This window comes from Candidatus Brachybacter algidus, from assembly GCF_016707225.1.
Lineage (GTDB): Bacteria > Bacteroidota > Bacteroidia > Chitinophagales > Saprospiraceae > Parvibacillus > Parvibacillus algidus.
On sequence record NZ_JADJID010000004.1, the window covers coordinates 1 to 21,627 of the forward strand.

Annotated in this window: 22 protein-coding genes and 2 pseudogenes; 16 read left to right on the top strand and 8 right to left on the bottom strand. The window is 36.7% G+C overall.

Features of this window, described 5'->3' with window-relative positions; genetic code table 11:
- The 9 genes and pseudogenes from IPI15_RS19895 to IPI15_RS14405 all read left to right on the top strand — a co-directional run.
- Positions 1-143, top strand: a 143-nt coding sequence (locus IPI15_RS19895) for a glycogen/starch synthase (RefSeq protein WP_353845311.1), incomplete at its 5' end; no start/stop codon positions are given.
- A 433-nt stretch (positions 144-576) separates the two neighbouring features.
- Positions 577-753: a hypothetical protein gene (locus IPI15_RS14365; protein WP_287420880.1), complete on the top strand. Its 177-nt coding sequence runs from the start codon at positions 577-579 to the stop codon at positions 751-753.
- A gap of 6 nt (positions 754-759) precedes the next feature.
- A complete protein-coding gene (locus IPI15_RS14370) occupies positions 760-894 on the top strand; it encodes a hypothetical protein (RefSeq protein ID WP_287420882.1) in 135 nt (44 codons plus the stop codon).
- A gap of 591 nt (positions 895-1,485) precedes the next feature.
- Positions 1,486-1,773, top strand: a complete 288-nt coding sequence (locus IPI15_RS14375) for a hypothetical protein (protein ID WP_287420884.1) — start codon at positions 1,486-1,488, stop codon at positions 1,771-1,773.
- 70 nt (positions 1,774-1,843) lie between these two features.
- Positions 1,844-3,675, top strand: a pseudogene (glmS, locus tag IPI15_RS19900) (glutamine--fructose-6-phosphate transaminase (isomerizing)).
- Between the two features lie 53 nt (positions 3,676-3,728).
- Positions 3,729-4,409 carry a DUF4290 domain-containing protein gene (locus IPI15_RS14395; protein ID WP_287420892.1) on the top strand — a complete coding sequence of 227 codons (681 nt, stop codon included), beginning with the start codon at positions 3,729-3,731 and terminating at the stop codon, positions 4,407-4,409.
- 306 nt (positions 4,410-4,715) lie between these two features.
- Positions 4,716-6,539 (top strand): tRNA uridine-5-carboxymethylaminomethyl(34) synthesis enzyme MnmG, encoded by a 1,824-nt coding sequence (gene mnmG / locus IPI15_RS14400; RefSeq protein WP_287420894.1) that lies wholly within the window; start codon positions 4,716-4,718, stop codon positions 6,537-6,539.
- Positions 6,526-6,579, top strand: coding sequence for a hypothetical protein (locus IPI15_RS20160; protein ID WP_502711652.1), 54 nt, complete (start codon positions 6,526-6,528; stop codon positions 6,577-6,579). Before mnmG ends, IPI15_RS20160 begins: the two co-directional genes overlap by 14 nt.
- A gap of 347 nt (positions 6,580-6,926) precedes the next feature.
- The gene (locus IPI15_RS14405) at positions 6,927-7,151 is read left to right on the top strand and encodes a DUF2683 family protein (protein ID WP_287420895.1); all 225 of its coding nucleotides are present in this window, start codon (positions 6,927-6,929) and stop codon (positions 7,149-7,151) included.
- Between the two features lie 121 nt (positions 7,152-7,272).
- On the opposite strand, the gene IPI15_RS14410 is transcribed toward IPI15_RS14405, so the two are convergent.
- The 3 genes from IPI15_RS14410 to IPI15_RS14420 form a co-directional block, all read right to left on the bottom strand.
- Positions 7,273-8,334 carry a sensor histidine kinase gene (locus tag IPI15_RS14410; RefSeq protein WP_287420896.1) on the bottom strand — a complete coding sequence of 354 codons (1,062 nt, stop codon included), beginning with the start codon at positions 8,332-8,334 and terminating at the stop codon, positions 7,273-7,275.
- A gap of 59 nt (positions 8,335-8,393) precedes the next feature.
- The gene (locus tag IPI15_RS14415; RefSeq protein ID WP_287420897.1) at positions 8,394-8,894 is read right to left on the bottom strand and encodes a tetratricopeptide repeat protein; all 501 of its coding nucleotides are present in this window, start codon (positions 8,892-8,894) and stop codon (positions 8,394-8,396) included.
- A gap of 86 nt (positions 8,895-8,980) precedes the next feature.
- A complete protein-coding gene (locus IPI15_RS14420; protein WP_287420898.1) occupies positions 8,981-9,340 on the bottom strand; it encodes a hypothetical protein in 360 nt (119 codons plus the stop codon).
- 719 nt (positions 9,341-10,059) lie between these two features.
- On the opposite strand from IPI15_RS14420, the gene IPI15_RS14425 reads away from it, so the two are divergent.
- Entirely contained in the window at positions 10,060-10,497 is a 438-nt protein-coding gene (locus IPI15_RS14425; protein WP_287401618.1) for a DoxX family protein, read from the top strand.
- A 17-nt stretch (positions 10,498-10,514) separates the two neighbouring features.
- Positions 10,515-11,006 carry a glutathione peroxidase gene (locus IPI15_RS14430; protein ID WP_287420899.1) on the top strand — a complete coding sequence of 164 codons (492 nt, stop codon included), beginning with the start codon at positions 10,515-10,517 and terminating at the stop codon, positions 11,004-11,006.
- Positions 11,007-11,541: 535 nt separating this feature from the next.
- Here IPI15_RS14430 and IPI15_RS14435 read toward each other — a convergent pair.
- The 3 genes and pseudogenes from IPI15_RS14435 to IPI15_RS14445 all read right to left on the bottom strand — a co-directional run bounded on the left by IPI15_RS14435 (position 11,542) and on the right by IPI15_RS14445 (position 14,489).
- Positions 11,542-11,832 carry a hypothetical protein gene (locus tag IPI15_RS14435; protein ID WP_287420900.1) on the bottom strand — a complete coding sequence of 97 codons (291 nt, stop codon included), beginning with the start codon at positions 11,830-11,832 and terminating at the stop codon, positions 11,542-11,544.
- A gap of 52 nt (positions 11,833-11,884) precedes the next feature.
- Positions 11,885-12,622, bottom strand: a complete 738-nt coding sequence (locus IPI15_RS14440) for an alpha/beta fold hydrolase (RefSeq protein WP_287420901.1) — start codon at positions 12,620-12,622, stop codon at positions 11,885-11,887.
- A gap of 350 nt (positions 12,623-12,972) precedes the next feature.
- A pseudogene (locus IPI15_RS14445) lies at positions 12,973-14,489 on the bottom strand (SulP family inorganic anion transporter).
- A gap of 482 nt (positions 14,490-14,971) precedes the next feature.
- Here IPI15_RS14445 and IPI15_RS14455 point away from each other — a divergent pair.
- The 5 genes from IPI15_RS14455 to IPI15_RS14475 all read left to right on the top strand — a co-directional run bounded on the left by IPI15_RS14455 (position 14,972) and on the right by IPI15_RS14475 (position 18,875).
- Complete coding sequence (locus IPI15_RS14455) at positions 14,972-15,406, top strand: GNAT family N-acetyltransferase (protein ID WP_287400479.1); 435 nt, start codon at positions 14,972-14,974, stop codon at positions 15,404-15,406.
- A gap of 126 nt (positions 15,407-15,532) precedes the next feature.
- Complete coding sequence (locus IPI15_RS14460; protein WP_287400478.1) at positions 15,533-16,663, top strand: amidohydrolase; 1,131 nt, start codon at positions 15,533-15,535, stop codon at positions 16,661-16,663.
- Positions 16,656-17,804 (top strand): alanine racemase, encoded by a 1,149-nt coding sequence (gene alr, locus IPI15_RS14465; RefSeq protein WP_287420904.1) that lies wholly within the window; start codon positions 16,656-16,658, stop codon positions 17,802-17,804. The genes IPI15_RS14460 and alr overlap by 8 nt, the downstream gene beginning before the upstream one ends.
- A 2-nt stretch (positions 17,805-17,806) precedes the next feature.
- Positions 17,807-18,238, top strand: coding sequence for a hypothetical protein (locus IPI15_RS14470; protein WP_287420905.1), 432 nt, complete (start codon positions 17,807-17,809; stop codon positions 18,236-18,238).
- Between the two features lie 259 nt (positions 18,239-18,497).
- Entirely contained in the window at positions 18,498-18,875 is a 378-nt protein-coding gene (locus tag IPI15_RS14475) for a type III PLP-dependent enzyme domain-containing protein (RefSeq protein WP_287420906.1), read from the top strand.
- A gap of 51 nt (positions 18,876-18,926) precedes the next feature.
- On the opposite strand, the gene IPI15_RS14480 is transcribed toward IPI15_RS14475, so the two are convergent.
- Together IPI15_RS14480 and IPI15_RS14485 are read right to left on the bottom strand one after the other, a co-directional pair.
- Positions 18,927-19,640, bottom strand: a complete 714-nt coding sequence (locus IPI15_RS14480) for a mechanosensitive ion channel family protein (protein WP_287420908.1) — start codon at positions 19,638-19,640, stop codon at positions 18,927-18,929.
- Between the two features lie 597 nt (positions 19,641-20,237).
- Positions 20,238-20,735, bottom strand: coding sequence for an outer membrane beta-barrel protein (locus IPI15_RS14485; protein WP_287420909.1), 498 nt, complete (start codon positions 20,733-20,735; stop codon positions 20,238-20,240).
- Between the last annotated feature and the right edge of the window lie 892 nt (positions 20,736-21,627).

Sequence of the window (21,627 nt, forward strand, 5' to 3'; positions counted from 1 at the left end):
CTGACAATGAAGACAGAATGGTATTCTTCTGCGAAGGTGTCATCGAGACGATCAGAAAGTTCGGTTTGGCGGCAGACTATATCCATTGCTTCGGCTGGATGACGGCGTTGATTCCTTTTTATCTGAAAACCGCTTATAAATGACCTATCCTAAATAAATTTAAAATTATTTATACACCTTACAAAGAGGATATTTCTGGGTTCTTCACACCTAAATTCCTGGACAAGGGGCCTCTATCAACAATCTTGGGCAGAAGATCTCCAAGCCCTTCATGAAAAACAAGGATGTCACGCACTAAATCAGAAGTGCATTAGCGTTTACTGATGGAATTATGCATGACAGTAAGGGATCTAGATGAATCCGTTACCAAAGCAATCAAAAAGCTGAAAAGGTATCCCTGTGTTGGATTATGTTCCTTTGGAAAATATGAAGAAGAATACATGGAGTTCTACAATAAGCTGATTGAGGAATAATCCTTTTTTTGTATAATCTTTAAAGAAAATTTGTGAAAGTATATACTTTATTCAACAGCGCTACTTCTGATCGCCCTCTTCGGTTATAACAAACCCAGTGATTTTGGAAAAGAATTCGTCTCTGGCAATAATATTCCCTTCGTCTCGACACCTTTTCTTTGAAAGCTTAATTTCAGAGCCAGGTGCCAGAATTAGAATGTATGTACCAGGTTCTACTGCTACATCTGGTAATAGTATTGTAGGTGCTATCCTGCGGCTGATGATGAATTTGGAATTATAACTGCCAATGTTGTACCCACAGTTTGTAATCAATAAAGCCATTAGTTCTAAAGCGACCAATCTTTCTGCATCTGCGATAGACTCTGTAGTTTGGGATGTATATTATGACATAGACAGTACAGGGCTTTGTGGATCTCTCTAGCCAAATTAGTCTGGATGTTTTCAAAATTACAGAAAATATCAACAATCAGGACACCTTGTATTGAATTTTAACTACCAAACAGATGCAGTTCCAGTCTCCAACATTTTCCGTTTTTATACCCAAACCCTTTCCAAGTGATTCCTCATCTGCCTTTAGATTTAACAATGATTTCGTCAATTATTTGAAATCTCTTCCAGATTCCTACCTTCAACACCAGTTCAAAACTGGGAACAGTTTGAAGGATTAAGTATTAAACCAAATGGCGGGAAACAAAAGCATGATCCGCCTTAACATAATTAATACCAATAATAGACTTACTATTTATTATAAGCCTACAGCAGAGTGATACCACAACCCCAATTATTTTGATTACCAATAGCAACTGGGTTGGTCATACTTCATTTTACACATGATTATACTGGCAGTCGGTTCCAAAATACCTGGATCCAACCACAGATAGTGTTTTATTCATACAATCATTAGCAGGGTCAAGAGTCAAAATAACATTACCCGAATCTCTCTTATCTAAAGTATGATGCCTTAATTTCTAAGAGTTAGAACTGACTGTGACCGATCACATAAACAACTTATATGCACTGCCACTTCAGTTATAGTTATTTAAAAAAGAACTCTGATGGAGAATTAATCTCGACTACCGATGGAAGCATTGCATTGACATCTTCACTAGCTTCCGCTTATGGTGGAACAAAGAAGGATTTACAGAGAATGGTCGGAGCTAAATATAAATATAAAATCCGCTTGCCTAAATATTTAACAGATTATATTGATGGACAAAAACAAATGAGTTGTATCTTAGTATACTTTACTCTAGGGACTTTACCTGCAAGAGTGCTGTTAAATGGCCTATACTTAAGCTAACCCTATGAAATTGGAAACTTATTGTTTAAAGAATACTTTAATATAAAGTAAATTATATCAATTCGTCTTTATGTGTGGAATAGTTGGATATATCGGACACAGGATGCTTACCCTATACTAGCTAAAAGGGTTGAAAAGACTGGGTACAGAGGTTTATGATAGTACCGGGTAGCACTGCTCAATGGTGATCTCAATATATATAAAAGAAAAGGGAAAGGTTAATAACCTTGAATTATTCACTGAGGGCAAAAACAAGAATGGTTCCGTGGGTATCGGGCATACAAGATGGGCCACCCATGGTAAACCTGACGATATCAATGCTCACCCGCATCTTTCAGGCAATGGTAGACTGGCACTCATCCACAATGGGATCATTGAAAATTATGCTACGCTGAAGGAAGCACTCCTTAAGTTGGGACACACCTTCATTAGTGAGACGGACACAGAAGTGCTAGTTCACTTAATTGAAGAGATCCAGTCTTCAGAAAATCTTGAACTAGATGAAGCAGTCAGGATAGCTCTCACTAAAGTGATCGGCGCCTATGCTATCGTCGTCATCGACAAGTTAAACCCGGATATCCTTGTAGCGGCACGCAAAGGTAGCCCACTGGTAGTCGGTCTTGGTGAAAATGAATATTTCATTGGTTCGGATGCTACTCCGATCATCGACTATACTAAAAAAGTAATATATCTTCAGGATGAAGAGATCGCCATCATCAAAAACGGAAGATTACAGATTAAAGACATCAGAAATGAAGTCAAAAATCCTAAAGTAGAATTACTTGACATGCAGATCGAAGCCCTGGAAAAAAGCGGCTACGACTACTTTATGTTGAAAGAAATACATCAGCAACCTGAGACTGTCCTTGATTGTATGAGAGGTAGATTAAATGCGGAGGAAAGCTGGATCCACCTAAGAGGTGTTGAAGAATATGAGGAGAAATTCAGGAATGTTCAGAAATTAAATATTGTTAGTTGCGGCACTAGTTGGCACATGGCCTTATAGGAGAATATCTGATGAGGACCTCGCCCGTCTACCTGTAGAAGTAGAATATGCATCTGAATTCAGATACAGAAATCCAATCATAGGACCGGATGACATTGTGATCGCACTTTCGCAGTCAGGTGAAACAGCAGATACACTTGCAGCACTCGAACTTTCTAAGGAAAGACGCGCGCTGACTTACGGTATTGTGAATGTCGTAGGTTCATCTATCGCTCGAACTACGCATGCTGGATCATATATACATGCAGGTCCTGAGATCGGTGTTGCTTCTACTAAAGCATTTACAGGACAAGTGACTTTGCTGACGTTGATGGCTTTAAAATTAGCAAGCGCAAGAGGAACGATCTCTAAGTCCCGATTCCAGGAATTGGTCGTGGAATTGGAAAATCCCAGGCAAGATCCAGAAAGTTTTGGAAAAAAGTGATCAGATCAAATATATTGCGTCAGAGATCAAGGATAGTACCAATGCTATTTATCTTGGACGTGGAGTTAACTTTCCTGTCGCATTGGAAGGCGCATTGAAATTGAAAGAGATTTCATACATCCACGCAGAAGGCTACCCTGCTGCAGAGATGAAACATGGACCTATCGCCCTTATAGATGAGAAGATGCCTGTCATCGTCATCGCTACCAACAAAAATGCTTATGATAAGATCGTTAGCAACGTTCAGGAAGTGAAGGCAAGAAAAGGTATAGTTATTTCCATCGTATGTTAAGGTGATGTAGAGATCGCCAAATTATCAGATTATTTCATTGAAATACCTGAGACGGAAGATCCTCTGACACCACTACTTTCAGTGATTCCTTTACAATTATTATCTTATCACATCGCATTAATGCGCGGCTGTGACGTAGACCAACCAAGAAACCTTGCCAAGTCCGTTACTGTCGAATAACATTTTACATTTTACAAACAACATTTCACCATTACATTTTACAAAAGACCATTATGGCTATTAGAAGTTTAGAAGAAAGAAAAACATTAGAATATAATACAGAACGTGACCACCTCGTACTTCCAGAATACGGAAGACACCTTCAGAGAATGGCCAATAGTATCAAGAAACTGGAAGATCCTGAAGAACAGAGAGCATACATCGAGCGATCGATCGATATGATCATCCAGCTATTTCCGGAAAGCAAAAGTGTAGATAACTATAGAGAAAAACTTTGGCATGACATGTATTACATGGCTGGTTTCGAATTAAAGGTACTGCCTCCAGGCGGTGTTAAACCTACCTTCGAGGATCAAATGCTACGTCCTGAACAACTCAAATATCCTGTCCACCACCTTCAGTTCAAGCATTACGGATACAATGTGCCCCTGATGATCCAGAAGGCACTCGGCATGGAAGATGGACCAATTAAAAAGGAATTTGTCGATGTCATAGGCTCTTACATGAAGCTGGCTTACAAAACCTGGAATAAAGAACATTTCGTGAGTGACGATATGATACGTCAAGACTTGCAGTCTATCACAAAAGGAGAATTAAGCATCGATGAGGACAAAGATCTGGACGGCTTGGTGTCATCACAAGCTAAAAAGCGATTCCTACAGACGCCTACTCCTGTCAAAAGCTGGAAAAACAAACGCAAACCACCAATGCAAACCAAAGATCGCAGAAGGTAATTACTTCGCGAACGTTATAAATCAAGTTTTGGAGAAAATATTTTTTACAAAACCCTTGATATTACTCAACTTGAATTTAAAAGTTAGAAGTTAGAAATCAGAAGTTAGAAGCTTGCCCGACTAAGTTCAACGACGGCGGGCTTGCCTGATTAACGAAGAGAGGCAGAGAAACTCCGATGATTGTATCTGGTAAATAAAAACAATTCAGAAATTTATAAACCAGTATAAACTAAATATTTATTTGCCATCCAATAGTATAAAAGATAATATATATAAACATTAATATTATAACTTATTTTTCCTCCTATGTTTCCAGAATATGATGTGATAGTAGTCGGAGCAGGCCATGCAGGTTGTGAAGCCGCTGTGGGTGCTGCCAATCTTGGCTCAAAAGTACTGCTCGTCACTATGAATATGCAGACCATCGCACAGATGTCCTGCAATCCTGCTATGGGAGGTGTCGCCAAAGGACAGATCGTCAGAGAAGTGGATGCACTGGGTGGATACTCCGGTATCGTCACGGATCATACAATGATTCAGTTCAGAATGCTCAACTTGTCCAAAGGCCCTGCCATGTGGAGTCCGCGTGCACAAAGTGACAGGATGGAATTTGCCGGGAAGTGGAGACAAATGCTGGAGCAAAATCCATTGATAGACTTCTGGCAGGAAATGGTCTCAGGCCTCATTGTCAAAGATAAAAGAGTCGTCGGCATCAGAACAGGCATGGGCATAGAAGTTCGTGGTAAGTCTGTTGTATTGACCAATGGTACCTTTCTGAATGGCATCATCCACATCGGTGAGAAGCAATTCGGTGGAGGAAGAGCTGGAGAAAGTGCAGCCAAAGGTATTACGGAACAACTCGTAGAACTAGGATTTGAAGCAGGACGAATGAAGACAGGGACGCCACCAAGACTCGATGGTCGCTCCCTCAATTATAACAATATGGAAGAACAGCCGGGTGATGAGAACCCTGGTAAATTTTCCTATTCTGATACACCCGCTATAAAAAATCAAATACCTTGTCACATTACTTATACGAATGATAAGGTCCACGAAGTCTTAAAAACAGGATTTGCTCAGTCACCTATGTTTCAGGGTAGGATCCAGGGACGTGGCCCACGCTATTGTCCATCTATAGAGGATAAGATCGAAAGATTTGCAGATAAGGAGCGACATCAGTTATTTGTAGAGCCGGAAGGCAGAAATACCATCGAGATCTATGTCAATGGTTTTTCAAGTTCTTTACCTGAAGATGTGCAATACAAGGCGCTGAAAATGATTCCCGGCTTCGAAGATGTGAAAATGTTCCGCCCTGGCTATGCCATTGAATACGATTATTTTCCACCTACACAGCTGAAGATGTCGTTGGAGACTCATCTGATTGCAGGCTTGTATTTCGCAGGACAGATCAATGGTACTACGGGATATGAGGAAGCTGCTTGTCAGGGCATGATGGCAGGAATTAATGCTGCATTAGCTGTGCAGGAAAGAGATCCATTCATTCTTGGCCGTTCTGAAGCTTACATAGGCGTCCTCATCGACGATCTGATCAATAAAGGCACCAATGAGCCATACAGGATGTTTACGTCCCGTGCAGAGTTTAGAATCCTGCTCAGACAAGATAATGCAGACTTAAGATTAACACCTTTGGCTGAAGGACTTGGCATGAAAGGTCTTGAAAAGCGCATGGCGAGGGTTCACGAGAAAAATGAAAAAGTCAAAGAGATCCTTACTTATTTCAAAGAGCAAAGCGCTGATCCGGCAGAACTTAATGTACATTTGGAGTCAATAGGAAGCAGCCCAATGAAGCAAAAGGTCAAGATGGACCAAGTCATTACGCGCCCGAATGTTCAGATCAGAGATATGGCCACCCATATGCCAGCATTAAATAATTTTCTCTCCAATTACGATGAGGAGATCGTGCAACTAGCGGAGACTAATATGAAATATGAGTCTTACATCATCAAAGAAATGGAAATGGTCAATAGGGTGACGAGGCTGGAAGAAATGAAGTTGCAACCCGACTTCGACTACAACACAATAACTTCTTTATCACTCGAAGCACGCGAAAAACTCAACAAGCACAAAGCCGGCATCTCTAGGTCAGGCAGGAAGGATCAGTGGGATTAATCCGGCGGATATTAGTGTGTTGTTGGTGCATTTGAAATAGAAATCACGACTATCTAGCTTCCACGCTGGCGGCAGTCTGTGAGTTCCCGATTTTTTCCACGTTGGCGCCAGTCTGTGACTGGTGACCTTGCGAAACATAAAAGAAATAACTTTCTTGTCAAGGATTCTTTTTCGATTCGTAATCCCAAAAGATAGTTTCAACATTAAAATAGGTCATTTTCTCTGCGCTTTTATTTATATTTGTTTGTAGTTATTGCAAAAGAAAATTAAGGTAAAGACAAATCGAACTATTGGAAGGAGATAATGAACAAAGGGCATTCAAAATTATTATTATTACAATTAGCATAAAATTTCAAATACTTCGTTGATATATAAACCAATCATATTTTGAAATCACAAGATATATTCATAGCACATTCGCAAAACATTGAGCAAGGTTCAGCTTTGAAAGCCTTTATGCAAGCCCTTAAAATCAAATTTGAAATTTCAAAAGTAGAAAACTATGATCTTGACTTTGTGGCTAAAATAGAAGAAAGTAAAAAACAAATTGCTGAAGGAAATTTTACCGAAGTAAAGGCTGATAATATTAAATCTTTCATCGATAGTTTATGAGTAGCTACATCCTCTAAAATTTCCCAACTATCGTCACCATACCTTCAATTAATTTCACCACATTCCTCAATTCCTTCCCATCATTTATCCGATAAATATAAAATAGTTGGTATTGAATAAATTAGTTCTTTGAATTTTCTTCAATCGGTATCTTGACCCAAATCTTCGTGCCATTTGGAAGCAAATTCTCAATTTTGTATTCACCACCCATTTTATTAGCCAAACTGATCATTTTACTAATACCCTTTCCCTCTTTTTTAAGATCAACATCAATTCCCCGACCATCGTCTTCCACAGTTACAATGAATAGACTATCTACTTTCTTGAAATTGATATTCACGAAGCTCGCATCAGCATGTTTAACAATATTGTTGATTGATTCAAGAATAATCTGGTACAATTGGTGTTCCATATCTATTTGAAATCGTCCAATGTGATCTTCTTCCTTTAAATTAAACAATGTATTGTATTGCACCGTCAATTTTGAAACTAAAGCATGAGTCGCTGCCACAATTCCATCTTGCTCCAAAACACCGGGAAGTGTATTGTGAAAGATAAGTCCATCAACATTAGTTGCACTTGTTGTTATGTCAATGAGTTTCTTATAAATTACACTATTATGGTCATCAAGTTGATCCGGGTCTATGGCTTTAATTAATGATCTCAAAGTAGTAAGTTGGGCATTTTGATCCTCTTGATCAATATCAGCCAACCTTCGTCTTTCGATATTCTGGCCCTGGTATAAAGCATTTTCAATCTCTAAATTTTTAGTTTTTAGAGCAAAATTTATTTCTTTTAATTTTTTATTGGTCCTGAGAATATATAAGGTGCTAAAAAATCCAATTATAGAAATGATGATAAGTAAATTACGTGTAGTCATCAATTTCTGGTGTTTAACTTTTTCAAGATTCAACTTTGAATTTTGTTCATTTTTCGAAATTTCATAGTTGTAAGCTTTTTCCAATAACTGAGTATTGATATCCTGATTATATATCGTATCAGACCATCGTTGATAATTCTTGTAATTTTCAAAAGCTTTCCTGCTTTCTCCGTTCCTTTCATAGGCATTTGACAAGATCTCATAATATTCTTTCTTTTCAGAAGGAAATGTAATATCAGATTTTTCAAGGATCGTTAGACCAAAATTCGCAATTTCAATTGCTTCAGACAGTTTTCCCTTCAACAAAGCTATTTTTGCATCATTAATGAAAACTGTGTGAAATCCCCAACTTTGTTCACCAGTCAACTTCTTGTGTAAAGTTTTGGCAAGGTCGTTGTATTTTGGGAAGAATCCAAGTCATTTGTTTTTATATAAGCATCAGCCAGATTTGCGTACATACTGACCAGTCGCTGGTTCTTACCCATGGGTTCCTGGATAGATATGCCTCCTTTGAACTGCGTAATAGCTGCTTTAAATTTGAATTGCTTGTTAAGAATCACACCTTTTTGGTTCTTGTAAAATACTTTGGTATTCAAATCATTTAGGCTATCTGCTAAATGTTCACCTTCATTAGAAAATTTCAGCGCCAGATCGTATTTCTTGATCATGAGATAAATATTCGCAATACTGGATATAGTAGATTTTAGATTTGAAACTAATTGATATTTATCCTGAATTTTTTTTTGCTTTAAGTAGCAGGTCAAGTGCTTCATAATATTGTCCTTTATAGGTGAGTACACTACCGTATTCGGAATAATATAATGCCTCCCATTGCTTGTTTCCTTCGCTTTTAAAGATTTCATTAGAATGATGTAGCATCTTCATGGCGTTTTCATATCTCTCAGGAAATCATAATCTATCTGCGCCCTTCTAAACAGTGCGATACCCTCTATGAGAGGCATTTTTGCCTTTTTTTAGCTAATTGAAACATTGTATCTAAATGCCTTTGAGCAAGTGGCTCCTGATCTTGATAATCCATCTCAATTCGCACCCATTGGCTTCTGGCATTGGCCTCGCCCATTGCGTAATTTAGCTTTTTTGAATCAATGATGGCTTTTTCTAATTTTGCATAGGCAAGGGAGTCCATTCCAGAGAGCCAATCAAGTCGAGCCTGTTCGATCATTTCATCCACCAAATTGATCTGAGTTTGTCCTTTTCTTTTTTCAAGTGAAATTTTAGGAATCACTGCCTGTCCATGTATATGACATGCAATGAAAGAAAGGATAATATAGATGATAATAAATCTCAAGTGAGCTAATTATTCTGTGAATTTAACTCAAATTAATTAAAAAAAACTAATGTAAATGCAGATATGCATTTCAATATAAGATTTAAAGCTTGCATAGTAACCGTTTCAGAGTATGTGCACTTTAAAAAATGTATTGTAAATCAAAATAACTCAAGTTTCGGCAGTTAAGAAACAAAGGTAGATGCCTGATGTTAGATGTTAGATGGAGTTTAGTCAATTGATTCATATTTTTTCTTTAATAAGTTTAATAGAAAAAATATCCATGTGATTGATGGAAAGCCATCTAAAATCTACCCCGCCCTCGCCACAGCTTTGTCGGACAAGCTTCTAACATCTAACATTTTATTAAAATTAAAATTTATCTTTCAAAAAAGTAAATTTGACTACCGAAACTTGAGTCAAAATAATATTTAGTTGGCTCTCATCCCAAATGGATATATATTTTTAAAAGACATAAATTTCCTCGATTCTACTTCTTTTACTTGCGAATATAAAACATATAATATTTCAATATTTAAAATTAATTGAAGTGTTAAAACAGCAAGTTGAGATCAAAGAAAAATGATGGTATTTGCTACTCGTAAAAATAAAATCTTTATAGATGTCATTCGATTGTAAAACTTAAACTTCTCTCATAGAGTTATAAGAACGGCCATAGGATGTTAATCTGCACGTTTTTATCCTTCATGTTCTATAAATATTTGAATTAAAAATAAAATATGACTACCCGAAAATCGATTCTAACACCTCAACTATTCAAAAACATCGGGCGAATCGTCCTCGGCGCCTTCATTCTTGGAGCAGGCATATCCCATCTGAGCTTTAGTCGACAAGAGTTTCAAGCGCAGGTTCCTCCATGGCTTCCTATTGATGCAGACACAGTCGTAATTATGTCGGGAATTGTAGAAATAATTCTTGGAGCATCGTTAATAGCACTTCCTAAATATAAAGTTACCATAGGGTGGATCACTGCAGCATTTTTTGTAGCAGTCTTTCCCGGTAATATCGCACAATGGGCAAATCAACGTGACGGATTCGGACTGGACACGGATTCAGCGAGACTGATCAGATTATTTTTCCAACCAGTACTCATTGCCTTGGCATTATGGTCTACCAACGCTTGGACAAAAAAAGGACTAAATCCACCAATAAATTAAATTAATACATAAAATTTATGAGCGATTCATTTTATAATTTTTCAGCTAATAGTCTTAGAGGAAAGAAAGTCAATTTTGAAGAATACAAAGGCAAGACAATACTTGTAGTAAATACAGCGAGCCAATGTGGTTTGACTCCACAATATGAAGGACTGGAGACGCTCTATAATAAGTACAAAGATGACGGCTTGGTAATCTTAGGTTTTCCATGCAATCAATTTGGACAGCAGGAGCCGGGTGGTGTGGATGAAATAGAGGCCACTTGTTCAATCAACTATGGCGTAACATTCCCTATGTTTGAAAAGGTAGATGTCAATGGTGATAGCGCTCATCCATTGTTTAAATATTTGAAAAAGAAGCTGCATGGATGGTTTGGAAATAAGATTAAATGGAATTTTACTAAGTTTCTGATCGATTCAAATGGAAATCCTGTGAAAAGATTCGCTCCCATCGATAAACCTGAGAAAATCGATGAATATCTGCAGAAGATGAAGATAGGAAATGAGTAATCAGTAATCAGTAATAAGAGTGGGTAGCACTTCCTGATTTAAATCACAGGCGATTATTGAGCAGAAAAAATATGAATTGATGATAACGTATCCAAGAAAGGCATACTAACTTTTAAATCAGTGTAATCCTTTAATCCGTTTAATCCGTGATTCAGACAGATGGGTGATGGGTAATGGGTAATGGGTAATAAGAGCAATTTCAACTTCTTGATGTTAATTTCAGTCGATTATTGAACTGTCGAAATGTAGATTGAATAAAGTCGCTTATGGGAATCATTCTAATTTCATATAATTTCTAACTTTTAAATCAGTGAAATCCTTTAATCCGTTTAAAGCGTGATTCAGACAGATGGGTGATTGGTAATGGGTAATGGGTAATGGGTAATGGGTAATGGGTAATGGGTAATGGGTAATAAGAGCAATCTCAACTTCTTGATGTTAATTTCAGTCGATTATTGAACTGTCGAAATGTAGATTGAATAATGTCATCCAGGGGAATCATTCTGACTTCTGACTTCTAAAAACTGTTAACTTCTCAACTCTTTTTCACTTCAATTCCACCACTACATTCCCTAAATAAATTCAGTGAATCGATGGTCTTTTTACTTTTTTTACGGGCTTTATTAAGTATGGTTATAATGGGACTTTGCAAGCTCTCGTTTTGAGGTAAATCTTCTGCCAAAACTTCAACCATTACCTTTTCAAAAATATTATTTGCAATGGGTTCCTGCGGGACTTGATTCAAAATATTACCATAGATTATAGGTGCAATCCTGTCATATTCCTCAATTATTTTATTGTCATCTGTTTTACTCATTTCTTTCAATTCTATAATTTTATACTAAAAACAACTTAAATTTAGGAAAATTAATTGACAATCAAAGTTTTATAAAATCCTTTATTACTCTTACAGTCTCTTCAGGATGACTCATGTGGAGACAATGTCCCTTAGCATTCAGAACTACTAAGGTATTATTCGGGACATTATCATTCATATATTGTCCTATGTAGAGTGGCGCTATCATATCTTCAGAACTCTGGATAGTAAGGTTTTCAACTGGAATAAAGGGGAGATCAGGTCTATTATCAGATAGGAAGGTAACTTTGGCAAATTGTCTGGCGATAACAGGATCAATTGAACAAAAATTATTTATTAGTTCTTCGCCAAGTTCCGGACCATTATCTCGATCCATGATAGCCGGAGCAAGGGAATTGGCCCATCCAATATAATCCTCTTCCATTACTTCAAATAAGCCGTCAATAGTTTCCTGGTCAAAAGCTCCCTGATAATTTTCCTTATGAATATAACATGGAGAAGGTCCTATAAAAATCAATTTTTTGAATAAATCAGGTTTGTCAATTGATGCCAAAGCTCCTATCATTGCACTAACCGAGTGTCCAACAAAAATCACCTCCTTAAGATCTAATTCTTCACAAATCTCAAGGATATCCTTAGCATATCCATATAAAGAATCATATCTTTCAGCATTGTAAGCGGATAGATCTGAATTGCCGGCACCTACATAATCAAACATGACAATCTTATAATCGTCTTCAAAGGAACTCTTTATGTAATTCCAAGCCTTTTGATCACATCCGAAACCATGAGCGAACAAAATAACTTGTTCCCCTTGTCCCGGATACCACTACATTGTTTCTTTTGATAACATTAACCATAATTATTATAACACTTTAGATAGATGAGTGTGAAATTATTTTAAAGATAGAGTGTTTATAAGCCCTAAAGTATAGCTATTAATTCAACACTTAGTATGACAAAGATCAATAAATTTTTACATAATCTCTTATATCATTTTCACTATACATTCTTTTTATTAAGTTGAAAGATAGGAATCAAAATCACAATTCTAGTAACATTCTAAAAGTAATTTTATAATTAAACGCATTGTCAATTAAGTACGGGCTTACCAATTGAAATATGTAAATTCAGCAATAGAAATCTCTATTATTCATTCAACATGACCCCATAAGTCGGATCTTCGATTACATTTACGTCAATGATTTCTTCTGCATTTTTTATCAATTGGCGGCAATCAGGACTTAAATGCTTCAAATGCACCTTTTTGCCCACTTTTTGATATCGCTCTGTAATTTTATTGAGCGATTCAATAGCAGACATATCGACAACCCGGCTTTCTTTAAAATCAATTATTATTTCATCAGGATCATTCAATATGTCGAACTTCTCAGCGAAAGCCGTGGTGGAGCCAAAAAACAGTGGGCCATAGATTTCATAGTGCTTGACTCCATTTGAATCAATACTTTTTCTAGCTCGAATCCTCTTTGCATTATCCCATGCAAAAACCAAAGCGGCAATGATTACGCCTATAATTACAGCCAAAGCCAAGTTGTGGAGTACAGCAGTGACAAGCGTAACCATGATCATAACAAAAATGTCAGATTTTGGAAACTTAGTAAAAGTCTTCAAACTAGCCCATTCAAATGTTCCAATAGCCACCATGATCATTAATCCTGTCAAGGCTGCCATGGGTACTTTTTCGATCAGACCGGAACCAAACATCACAAATACCAGCAACATCACCGAAGCTACGATGCCTGACAATCTTGCCCTTGCGCCATTCGACACATTAATCAAACTTTGTCCGATCATAGCACATCCTCCCATTCCGGAGAAGAATCCTGAAAGGATATTTGCTGCTCCTTGCGCCACAGCTTCCTTATTGCCTCTTCCGCGTGTTTCAGTTATTTCATCCACGATATTTAAAGTCAATAAACTTTCGATCAATCCCACTCCTGCCACGATTGCGGCGTATGGAAGGATGAGCATTAGAGTCTCTATATTGAATGGAATAGCCGGTATATGAAAGGGTGGAAAGCCACCTTGGATGGAGGCAATATCCCCAACGGTTCGGGTATCAATACCTGCAAAATATACAATTCCAAAAACCACAAGAATGGAAGCCAAAGATGCCGGAATTGCCTTCGTTATTTTTGGTAATCCCCATATGATCAACATCGTTAAAAATACCAGTCCAAGAAGCATATCCCTGTAAGCCAATTTCCTGACGAATCTTTAAATTGTTCCAGCTGTGACATAAATATGATGATGGCCAATCCATTCACAAATCCAAAAATCACCGGATGCGGCACCAGGCGTATTAATTTACCTAATTTCAAAAAACCTGTTAACATTTGAAAAATCCCTGCCAAAACCACAGTGGCAAATATATACTCGACACCATGGCTCTTGACTAATGCAACCAGAACGACCGCAACGGCTCCCGTAGCTCCCGATATCATACCCGGACGTCCTCCAAATACTGCCGTCACCAAACCCATCATGAAGGCGGCATACAACCCTGTCAAAGGTGAAAGTCCTGCGATCAATGCAAAAGCAACCGCTTCCGGAACCAATGCAAGTGCCACCGTCAGTCCTGATAAAACTTCCGTTTTATAGTCTACCTTTTGTTTGAAATCGAATAAATTAATTACTTTTTGCATTGATAAGAATTAAGCGAAATTTAGTCCATAAATGGAACTAATTAATTAAAGAAAATGATAAAATTTGAATTTTCGGTCGCAAAAGTAGCCTAAAACAACGAATACTAACATGATGTTTAATTGTTTGTCATTTGAACCATAGTCAATTACCCATTACCCATCCAAAACCCTCTTTAGAGCCTTTAAAAATATTTTATGTACCTTTGCAACGTATTAGCACCCACAGGTGAATGGTTTTTCGGTTTTATTCCCTGAAATATTTTTGTTGATTTTTCATAAGTACACCGTCGTTTTCTTACGGCAATCTCAATGATTTTTTTATTAAAACCGTAAAAAATAAGATAGATTAATGTACATTATAGACATTACTATATTAATTATTTACATGATCTATTCGTTGGTTTTTATATTAATTTTTTTTAAAATAAAGGAAACATAATCTTGGATTCAATAAAATATCTCCAAAAAAAAACAATTAAAATATGCAATTTGAAATAATAAATCCTTCGAATAAAAACAATAGAATTACCGATGACGATACAGTCGCTTCCTTTTTATTTAAACATTTAGAACAATATGGCGATAAAATAGAAGATATATTGAAATGCGTTAAATATGCTTTGGATCCAAACAGAGGAGGAAACATCATTATCGGATTTGATGAAGGAAATATTGTAGGCCTAACAATTCTAAACAACACCGGCATGAACGGATATATTCCGGAAAACATACTGGTGTACATAGCTGTTGATGGTAGTAAGAGGGGCAAAGGCTATGGCAAACAAATCATGCAAAAAGCGATTGAAATAACTGAAGGGGCGATCGCATTACATGTAGAACCGGATAATCCTGCAAAAGGACTCTATGAGAAATTGGGCTTTACGAATAAATATTTGGAAATGCGTTTGCAGAAATAAATTGAATGTTTGGGTTATTCTGAATTCGGTGGATGGCTGTTCGCTGTTCGCTGTTTACCTCTCGCCTTTTCCTCTCGCCGTTCACCAAATAATCTTACCGTTTACTTTTAAAATAACCAAAGAACCATGCAAGACTTAATTCAACTAAGAAAAGAAATACACCAAAACCCAGAGCTATCCGGTTTTGAAAAGGAAACAGCCAAAAGAGTAATTAATTTTATTAAACCATTCGGTCCGGATGAAATAATTACTAATGTCGGAGGTGATGGTATACTTATTGTTTTCAATGGAAAAGAACCAGGTAAAACTGTTTTATTCAGAGCTGAACTGGATGCGCTTCCTATCCAGGAGGTCAATGATTTTTCTTACAAATCATTGACCGATAATGTCTCTCATAAATGTGGGCATGATGGACACGCCACCATTTTGTGCGGCTTGGCAAAGAAACTCTCTTCCGACAGGCCTCAAAAAGGACGGATAATACTCTTATTCCAACCAGCTGAGGAAAATGGCATGGGAGCAGTGGCTATGTACAATGATGATAAATTCAAACCTTATCATCCGGATTTGGCTTTTGCACTACACAACCTTCCAGGTTATCCAAAAAATTCAATTGTGGTCAAAAATGACACATTCACTTGTGCTGTAAATAGCATTATAATAAAGCTAAAGGGCAAAACTTCACATGCTGCCGAGCCGGAACATGGATTTAATCCGGGATTGGCAATTGCCACTATTATTCAGTCATTTGAAGGAAAAAATCAACCAGATATGAAAAGGGATGATTTCGCAGTTTTGACACTGATATATGCTCACTTGGGGACTAAGGATTATGGCATTTCCGCAGGAGCCGGAGAAGTCCATTATACTTTTCGCAGAACAAAAAATGGCTTGATGAAAGAGCTGGAAATAAGGCTTGAAAAAAATGCCAGAATCATTGCTTCTCAATACAATCTCGATATAGAAATAGAATGGACACAAGAATTTAAAGCCAATGAAAATAGTTTAGAGGCAGTTAATATGATTCGGGAGGCAGTACAAAATACTTCCCTTTCATTGATTGAAAAGGATGCACCATTTAAATGGGGTGAGGATTTCGGTCTATTTACAGAACATTTTTCAGGAGCCATGTTTGGCTTGGGAAGTGGCGAAAATGTACCTGCTTTGCACAATCCCGATTATGACTTTCCAGATGAAATCATTCAAGCCGGCATAGACATTTTTTACAATATCAGTAAAGTCGCCCTGGATGCATGACAATTCCTTGATAGAAATAAACCGAGAAGCTTTTGAAAGCAATTGGCAATTTCTGAAACAACATTTTGGCAAAAAAGTCCTAATTTCATCTGTAGTAAAAGGAAATGCCTATGGTCATGGAATTAAACCATTTGTTACAATGGCCTTGGAATCCGGTGTGACCCATTTTTCTGTTTTTGACTGTAATGAAGCCAGACAAGTCAATGAAGTAGTAAAAGACCGCGCAGAAATCATGATCATGGGTTGGATCGAAAATACTTCCATCCCTTGGGCAATTGAAAATAATGTTTCGATTTACGTTTTCGAAAAGAAAAGATTGGAAGCCGCGATTAAATCAGCTAAAAAACTTGGCAAAAAAGTCAAATTGCACATTGAGATCGAAACCGGGATGAATAGGACCGGGTTTCAACCTAAAGAGATTTCTTCCTTAATAAAATATTTAAAAAAGGAGCAGGATCATTTCATTTTTCAAGGGTTATGCACTCATTATGCCGGGGCAGAAAGCATCGCTAATTATTATAGGGTTAAAAATCAAATGGACCAATATCCAAAATTATATACCAGATTTTGTGCAGAAGGATTAACTCCCATTCTTAGACATACTGCCTGCTCAGCTGCCGCAATGATGTATCCTGAGACTTGCATGGACATGGTCCGTATCGGCATCATGCAATATGGACTGTGGCCAAGTCCGGAAGCATTTGTAAATTACCTGAATGTAAGCAAAAAACACATTGATCCACTTCGTCGAGTCATCAGCTGGAAATCAAAGGTCATGAGCATCAGAAAGGTTACGCAGGGACAATTTATAGGTTATGGTAATAGTTACATGGCATCCGAAAATATGAAGATTGCGGTCGTCCCCATAGGTTACGCGCATGGATACAGTCGTACACTTAGTAATCAGGGAAGGGTGTTGATCAGCGGGTATCGCTGCCAGGTCATCGGCACTATTAATATGAATATGATGTTGGTAGATGTTTCTGAGATTTTAAATATCCACATTGGAGATGAAGTTGTATTAATAGGCAGGCAGGACAATTTGGACTTATCTGTTGCGTCATTTAGTGACTTCAGCAATTTATTAAACTATGAATTACTGACCAGGTTAAGTCAGGAAATACCCAGAATAATTATTTAATTATGGCATATATAACTCTAAATAGAAAGAAACTTCAACAGAATTATCAATTTCTGGATAATTTATTCAAGTCCAGAAATATTGAATGGGGTGTCGTTTCAAAGATGCTTTGCGGTAATGAAATTTATCTAAAAGAAATAATTGCATTAGGAACAATGGAAATCCATGATTCCCGAATAAGTAATATTCAAAAAATTAAAAGATTAAATCCGGGAATTCAAACAGTTTATATCAAACCACCAGCTAAAAGAAGTATTTCCAGAATAGTTCGTTATGCAGATGTGAGTTTCAATACAGAGATCAGAACAATCGAATGGCTATCAGAAGAAGCTATCAAACAAGGTAAGATTCCAAGATCATCATCATGGTTGAAATGGGGATCTCAGGAAGGCGTATTAGGAGAAGAACTTTTGGACTTTATCAAAGAGCGATGAGCTTAAATGGAATTTCGATTTCAGGGATCGGTACTAATCTAAATTGTCTAAGTGGCGTAATGCCCAATCAAGATAAATTGATCCAATTAAGTTTGTATAAATTATTGATTGAGACAAAATTTCAAAAACTATTCCATGGGTTTCCGGGGCACAAGTGTAGCTATTCCATTATTACTTAAAAATGCCAGCCCAATGGCAGTAAATCATTTTCAGTAGGTGAGGCATTGTATTTTGGAAAAGATCTTTTCACAGGAAAACGATGAAAGGGATGCACAATGATGTATTCAAACTGTATGCAGAAATCATAGAAATAACAGAAAAACCTGATTTGCCAATTGGTGAATTAGGTAAAAATGTGGCTGGTAATTCTTTTTCAATGGATGACCAGGATGACCTCAGTGGTAGTTCAACTAGGGCTATTCTTGATATAGGACTATTGGACATGCAGCCTCAATATCTTATATTAGAAGATACAAAACTTAAAATTATTGATGCCAGTTCAGACATGACAGTGGTGGATATATCCCATACGAAAAAGAAATATAAAGTTGGAGATTTGATTTCCTTCAAACTAGATTACATGGGAGCATTGTCTATATTGAATTCCAATTATGTCGATAAAAAAGTAGAAGATTAATCTCCATGTTTTATTTCTTAGTTAATTGAATACAAATATAAAATAGATTAATTAGCTACTTTTTCCATCCAAAATACTCAAGTTAACTTCACTAAGTTCTTTGCCACCCTTAATTCCAAAATCTAATGTCCTGATCGGGAATGGAATCATAATATCATTTTCATCATAGGCCTTTTGATATTGATTATTACTTGATTTACATACGATCAAATAAGATGCTGGTTTGACATTCTCGAGCCATAGTCGGATCGTATAATTAATCGAACTCCCACCAAATTCCTTATAAAACATAGTGGTTTGTTCATCTTTAGACAATCCTTCAATATTCTTCACCGCATCCAATGTAATGCGCATTACTCTCTCCAGATCTTCGCCATAAGAGACACCAACTTCCAGATCCAATCGTCTTTTACCTAACATAGAAAAATTTTCAATTGGATTTTGAAATACACTTTTATTTGGAATTATTACTAATTGCCCTTGAAAGGTAAGAAGCACAGTATCTCTCAAATTAATGTCTGTTACCTCTCCCATGTATTCTCCTATTTTGACTATATCTCCGATCTGAATAGGACGACGTAAAGAGATAAATACTCCTGAGATAAAATTCTGCAATATCCTGAAAGGCGAAGGCAAGAGCCAATCCAAGAACTCCTGCTCCCGCAAGTATAGATACCACAGCTTTATCAAGTTGAAGAATGTTAGCACTACAAATAGTGTTATAATAATAAAAACAAAATAAATCACTGCAAATAAACAACCCATTCAAAGCGCTATTGGTAGAAACCTTAAATATAACTTTCCTTGCAATTCTCCTTACTCCCTTGCTATTAGAAACCCCAATACAAGTGCTATTAATGCGACTAGAAATTAGGAAACATGAGCACAAACTCATGAGACCAATTGGTAATTTTTTTTACAATTAGACTATATGCTTCATCAAAATCCATGAAAATAATTTAAATTTTAGTTCGTAATTTTATAAAAATAAGAAAAATTAGTAGGAAAACAAAATTGGAAGGAGAAATAAAACTGGCTTAACACTCCTTATCCGTTGGTTAAAACCAACGGCAAACTATTTTAGCACTCCATTATTTCCTTGTTCAAAGTATATATTTTACCTAGGTTTTAACCGACGGATCCAAGCTTACCACCCTCCCGACTTTAGTCGCTTTAAAAGTTATTCGACACAATTGCTTTAGCTATTTAATCACATCAGTATCAGAAATATGCACATAATTTAGTTTTTAAGAAAGGGGACTAAAGTCCTTAGTTTCTGATCTAATATCCGTTGACTAAAGTCAACGGCAAGCTATTCAGTTGCTTCACTTTTTGAATAGATTATTAGAATTTAGGAATTTACTACTTTCTTCCCTTCCCTTTCATTTGGTGCTGAAATTTATATCCCACACCCACCTGAATTGTATGTAAATTATCTTTATAATTAAGGGTTCCGATGTCCTTCAATAATGGCGTACCAAAGAAATTGTACCTCACATCGAGGAAAAACCCCAGCATATAATAATAGTTGATACCCAGTAATAAATTGCCTTGAACCCTTTGTAATTGGTCTTTATCCATATATTTGTTGACCACTGTAGCATTGTTTTTGACTGAAGTCGTTTTTCCTTGAGCATAAACATTATAATTAAAAGCACCACCGGCATTTAAACTAAATGATGGCCTGATAAAATACCTGAATAAAACCGGGAAAGACAACTGAAGTAGTGAAATTGACCGCTTGGAAATAATGTCATCGCCTACTTTATAATTGTTTTTGATACCGCGCTGGATGCTACAATTCAATTGTAGTTTGGTCTCGGACCATCGAATTTGCCGATCCCACTGTTCCACCTGCATACACCACCGAATCCCGGCTTTTGCTGTGATATTCTGAGGACCCGGAAGCGTTGAAAAGTGATACGTCGCACCTTTTACACCAAATCTTACATGTTGAGAGGATGCTGTTCGCTAGAAGCAGGCCAATAAAAGTATTGCATATTTCATGAGATATATGTTTAAATGATAAATTAATAAATTGAAAGAATACAAAACTATTACATTAAATATATGCGCCGTATGTGTTTTTGTTGATATTTAGAAAAATAGTGGTTTTTCAGGGATGTTTTTACGATGGAGGGGAAAAAGAGATTTTGAAGGTATATCACAGAGTTGCAGAGGGTTTTGATTATAAATATGTTTTAGAAATTCGCTTGCCTTTGAGATTATACTTGATTGGATATTTTTCGAGGTTCACAGAGATTTGACTTTTGTCCAAATGCTACACCGTTCAGACTGGTTTCATTTTTTTATTTATGTACTACTTCGCGTCCTTAGCGCTTCTTCCTTCCTTTGCGTGAACTAAAGTTAAGTTGATATCACATAGTTGCTCAGGGTTTTGAATGCATAATTGATTTAATGCAGCGCTTGGTTTTGAGATTATACCTCGATTGGAAAGCTTTTGAGGTTCACAGAGATTTGGCTGTCGTCAAATTCTGCTCCCATCAGGTCAATTCTTCAAATTATTTTTAAAAAATCATAACCCGATCATGACAACCATGAAAATCTGCTTCCACCTTAATAATTATCATGTCTTAATATCACACTTAACTTCAAACAAAATCGTGATATGCAATCCATATATATTCATTGAGCTTTCTAAAATATCATATTTATTCCTTTGGACATTACCATTTAAAATATTTTTGGATATAAATTCTATTACTTTCTTTTTACCATCTTTTCTTTCAAA

Bases quoted from the DNA above. Each gene is read 5' to 3' on its own strand.
- IPI15_RS14370 (WP_287420882.1), top strand. From the start codon at position 760: ATGTTGTACCCACAGTTTGTAATCAATAAAGCCATTAGTTCTAAAGCG.
- IPI15_RS14375 (WP_287420884.1), top strand. From the start codon at position 1,486: ATGCACTGCCACTTCAGTTATAGTTATTTAAAAAAGAACTCTGATGGA.
- IPI15_RS14395 (WP_287420892.1), top strand. From the start codon at position 3,729: ATGGCTATTAGAAGTTTAGAAGAAAGAAAAACATTAGAATATAATACA.
- mnmG (WP_287420894.1), top strand. From the start codon at position 4,716: ATGTTTCCAGAATATGATGTGATAGTAGTCGGAGCAGGCCATGCAGGT.
- IPI15_RS14415 (WP_287420897.1), bottom strand. From the start codon at position 8,894: ATGAAATCTTTAAAAGCGAAGGAAACAAGCAATGGGAGGCATTATATT.
- IPI15_RS14425 (WP_287401618.1), top strand. From the start codon at position 10,060: ATGACTACCCGAAAATCGATTCTAACACCTCAACTATTCAAAAACATC.
- IPI15_RS14430 (WP_287420899.1), top strand. From the start codon at position 10,515: ATGAGCGATTCATTTTATAATTTTTCAGCTAATAGTCTTAGAGGAAAG.
- IPI15_RS14455 (WP_287400479.1), top strand. From the start codon at position 14,972: ATGCAATTTGAAATAATAAATCCTTCGAATAAAAACAATAGAATTACC.
- IPI15_RS14460 (WP_287400478.1), top strand. From the start codon at position 15,533: ATGCAAGACTTAATTCAACTAAGAAAAGAAATACACCAAAACCCAGAG.
- alr (WP_287420904.1), top strand. From the start codon at position 16,656: ATGCATGACAATTCCTTGATAGAAATAAACCGAGAAGCTTTTGAAAGC.
- IPI15_RS14470 (WP_287420905.1), top strand. From the start codon at position 17,807: ATGGCATATATAACTCTAAATAGAAAGAAACTTCAACAGAATTATCAA.
- IPI15_RS14475 (WP_287420906.1), top strand. From the start codon at position 18,498: ATGAAAGGGATGCACAATGATGTATTCAAACTGTATGCAGAAATCATA.
- IPI15_RS14480 (WP_287420908.1), bottom strand. From the start codon at position 19,640: ATGGGTTGTTTATTTGCAGTGATTTATTTTGTTTTTATTATTATAACA.
- IPI15_RS14485 (WP_287420909.1), bottom strand. From the start codon at position 20,735: ATGCAGGTGGAACAGTGGGATCGGCAAATTCGATGGTCCGAGACCAAA.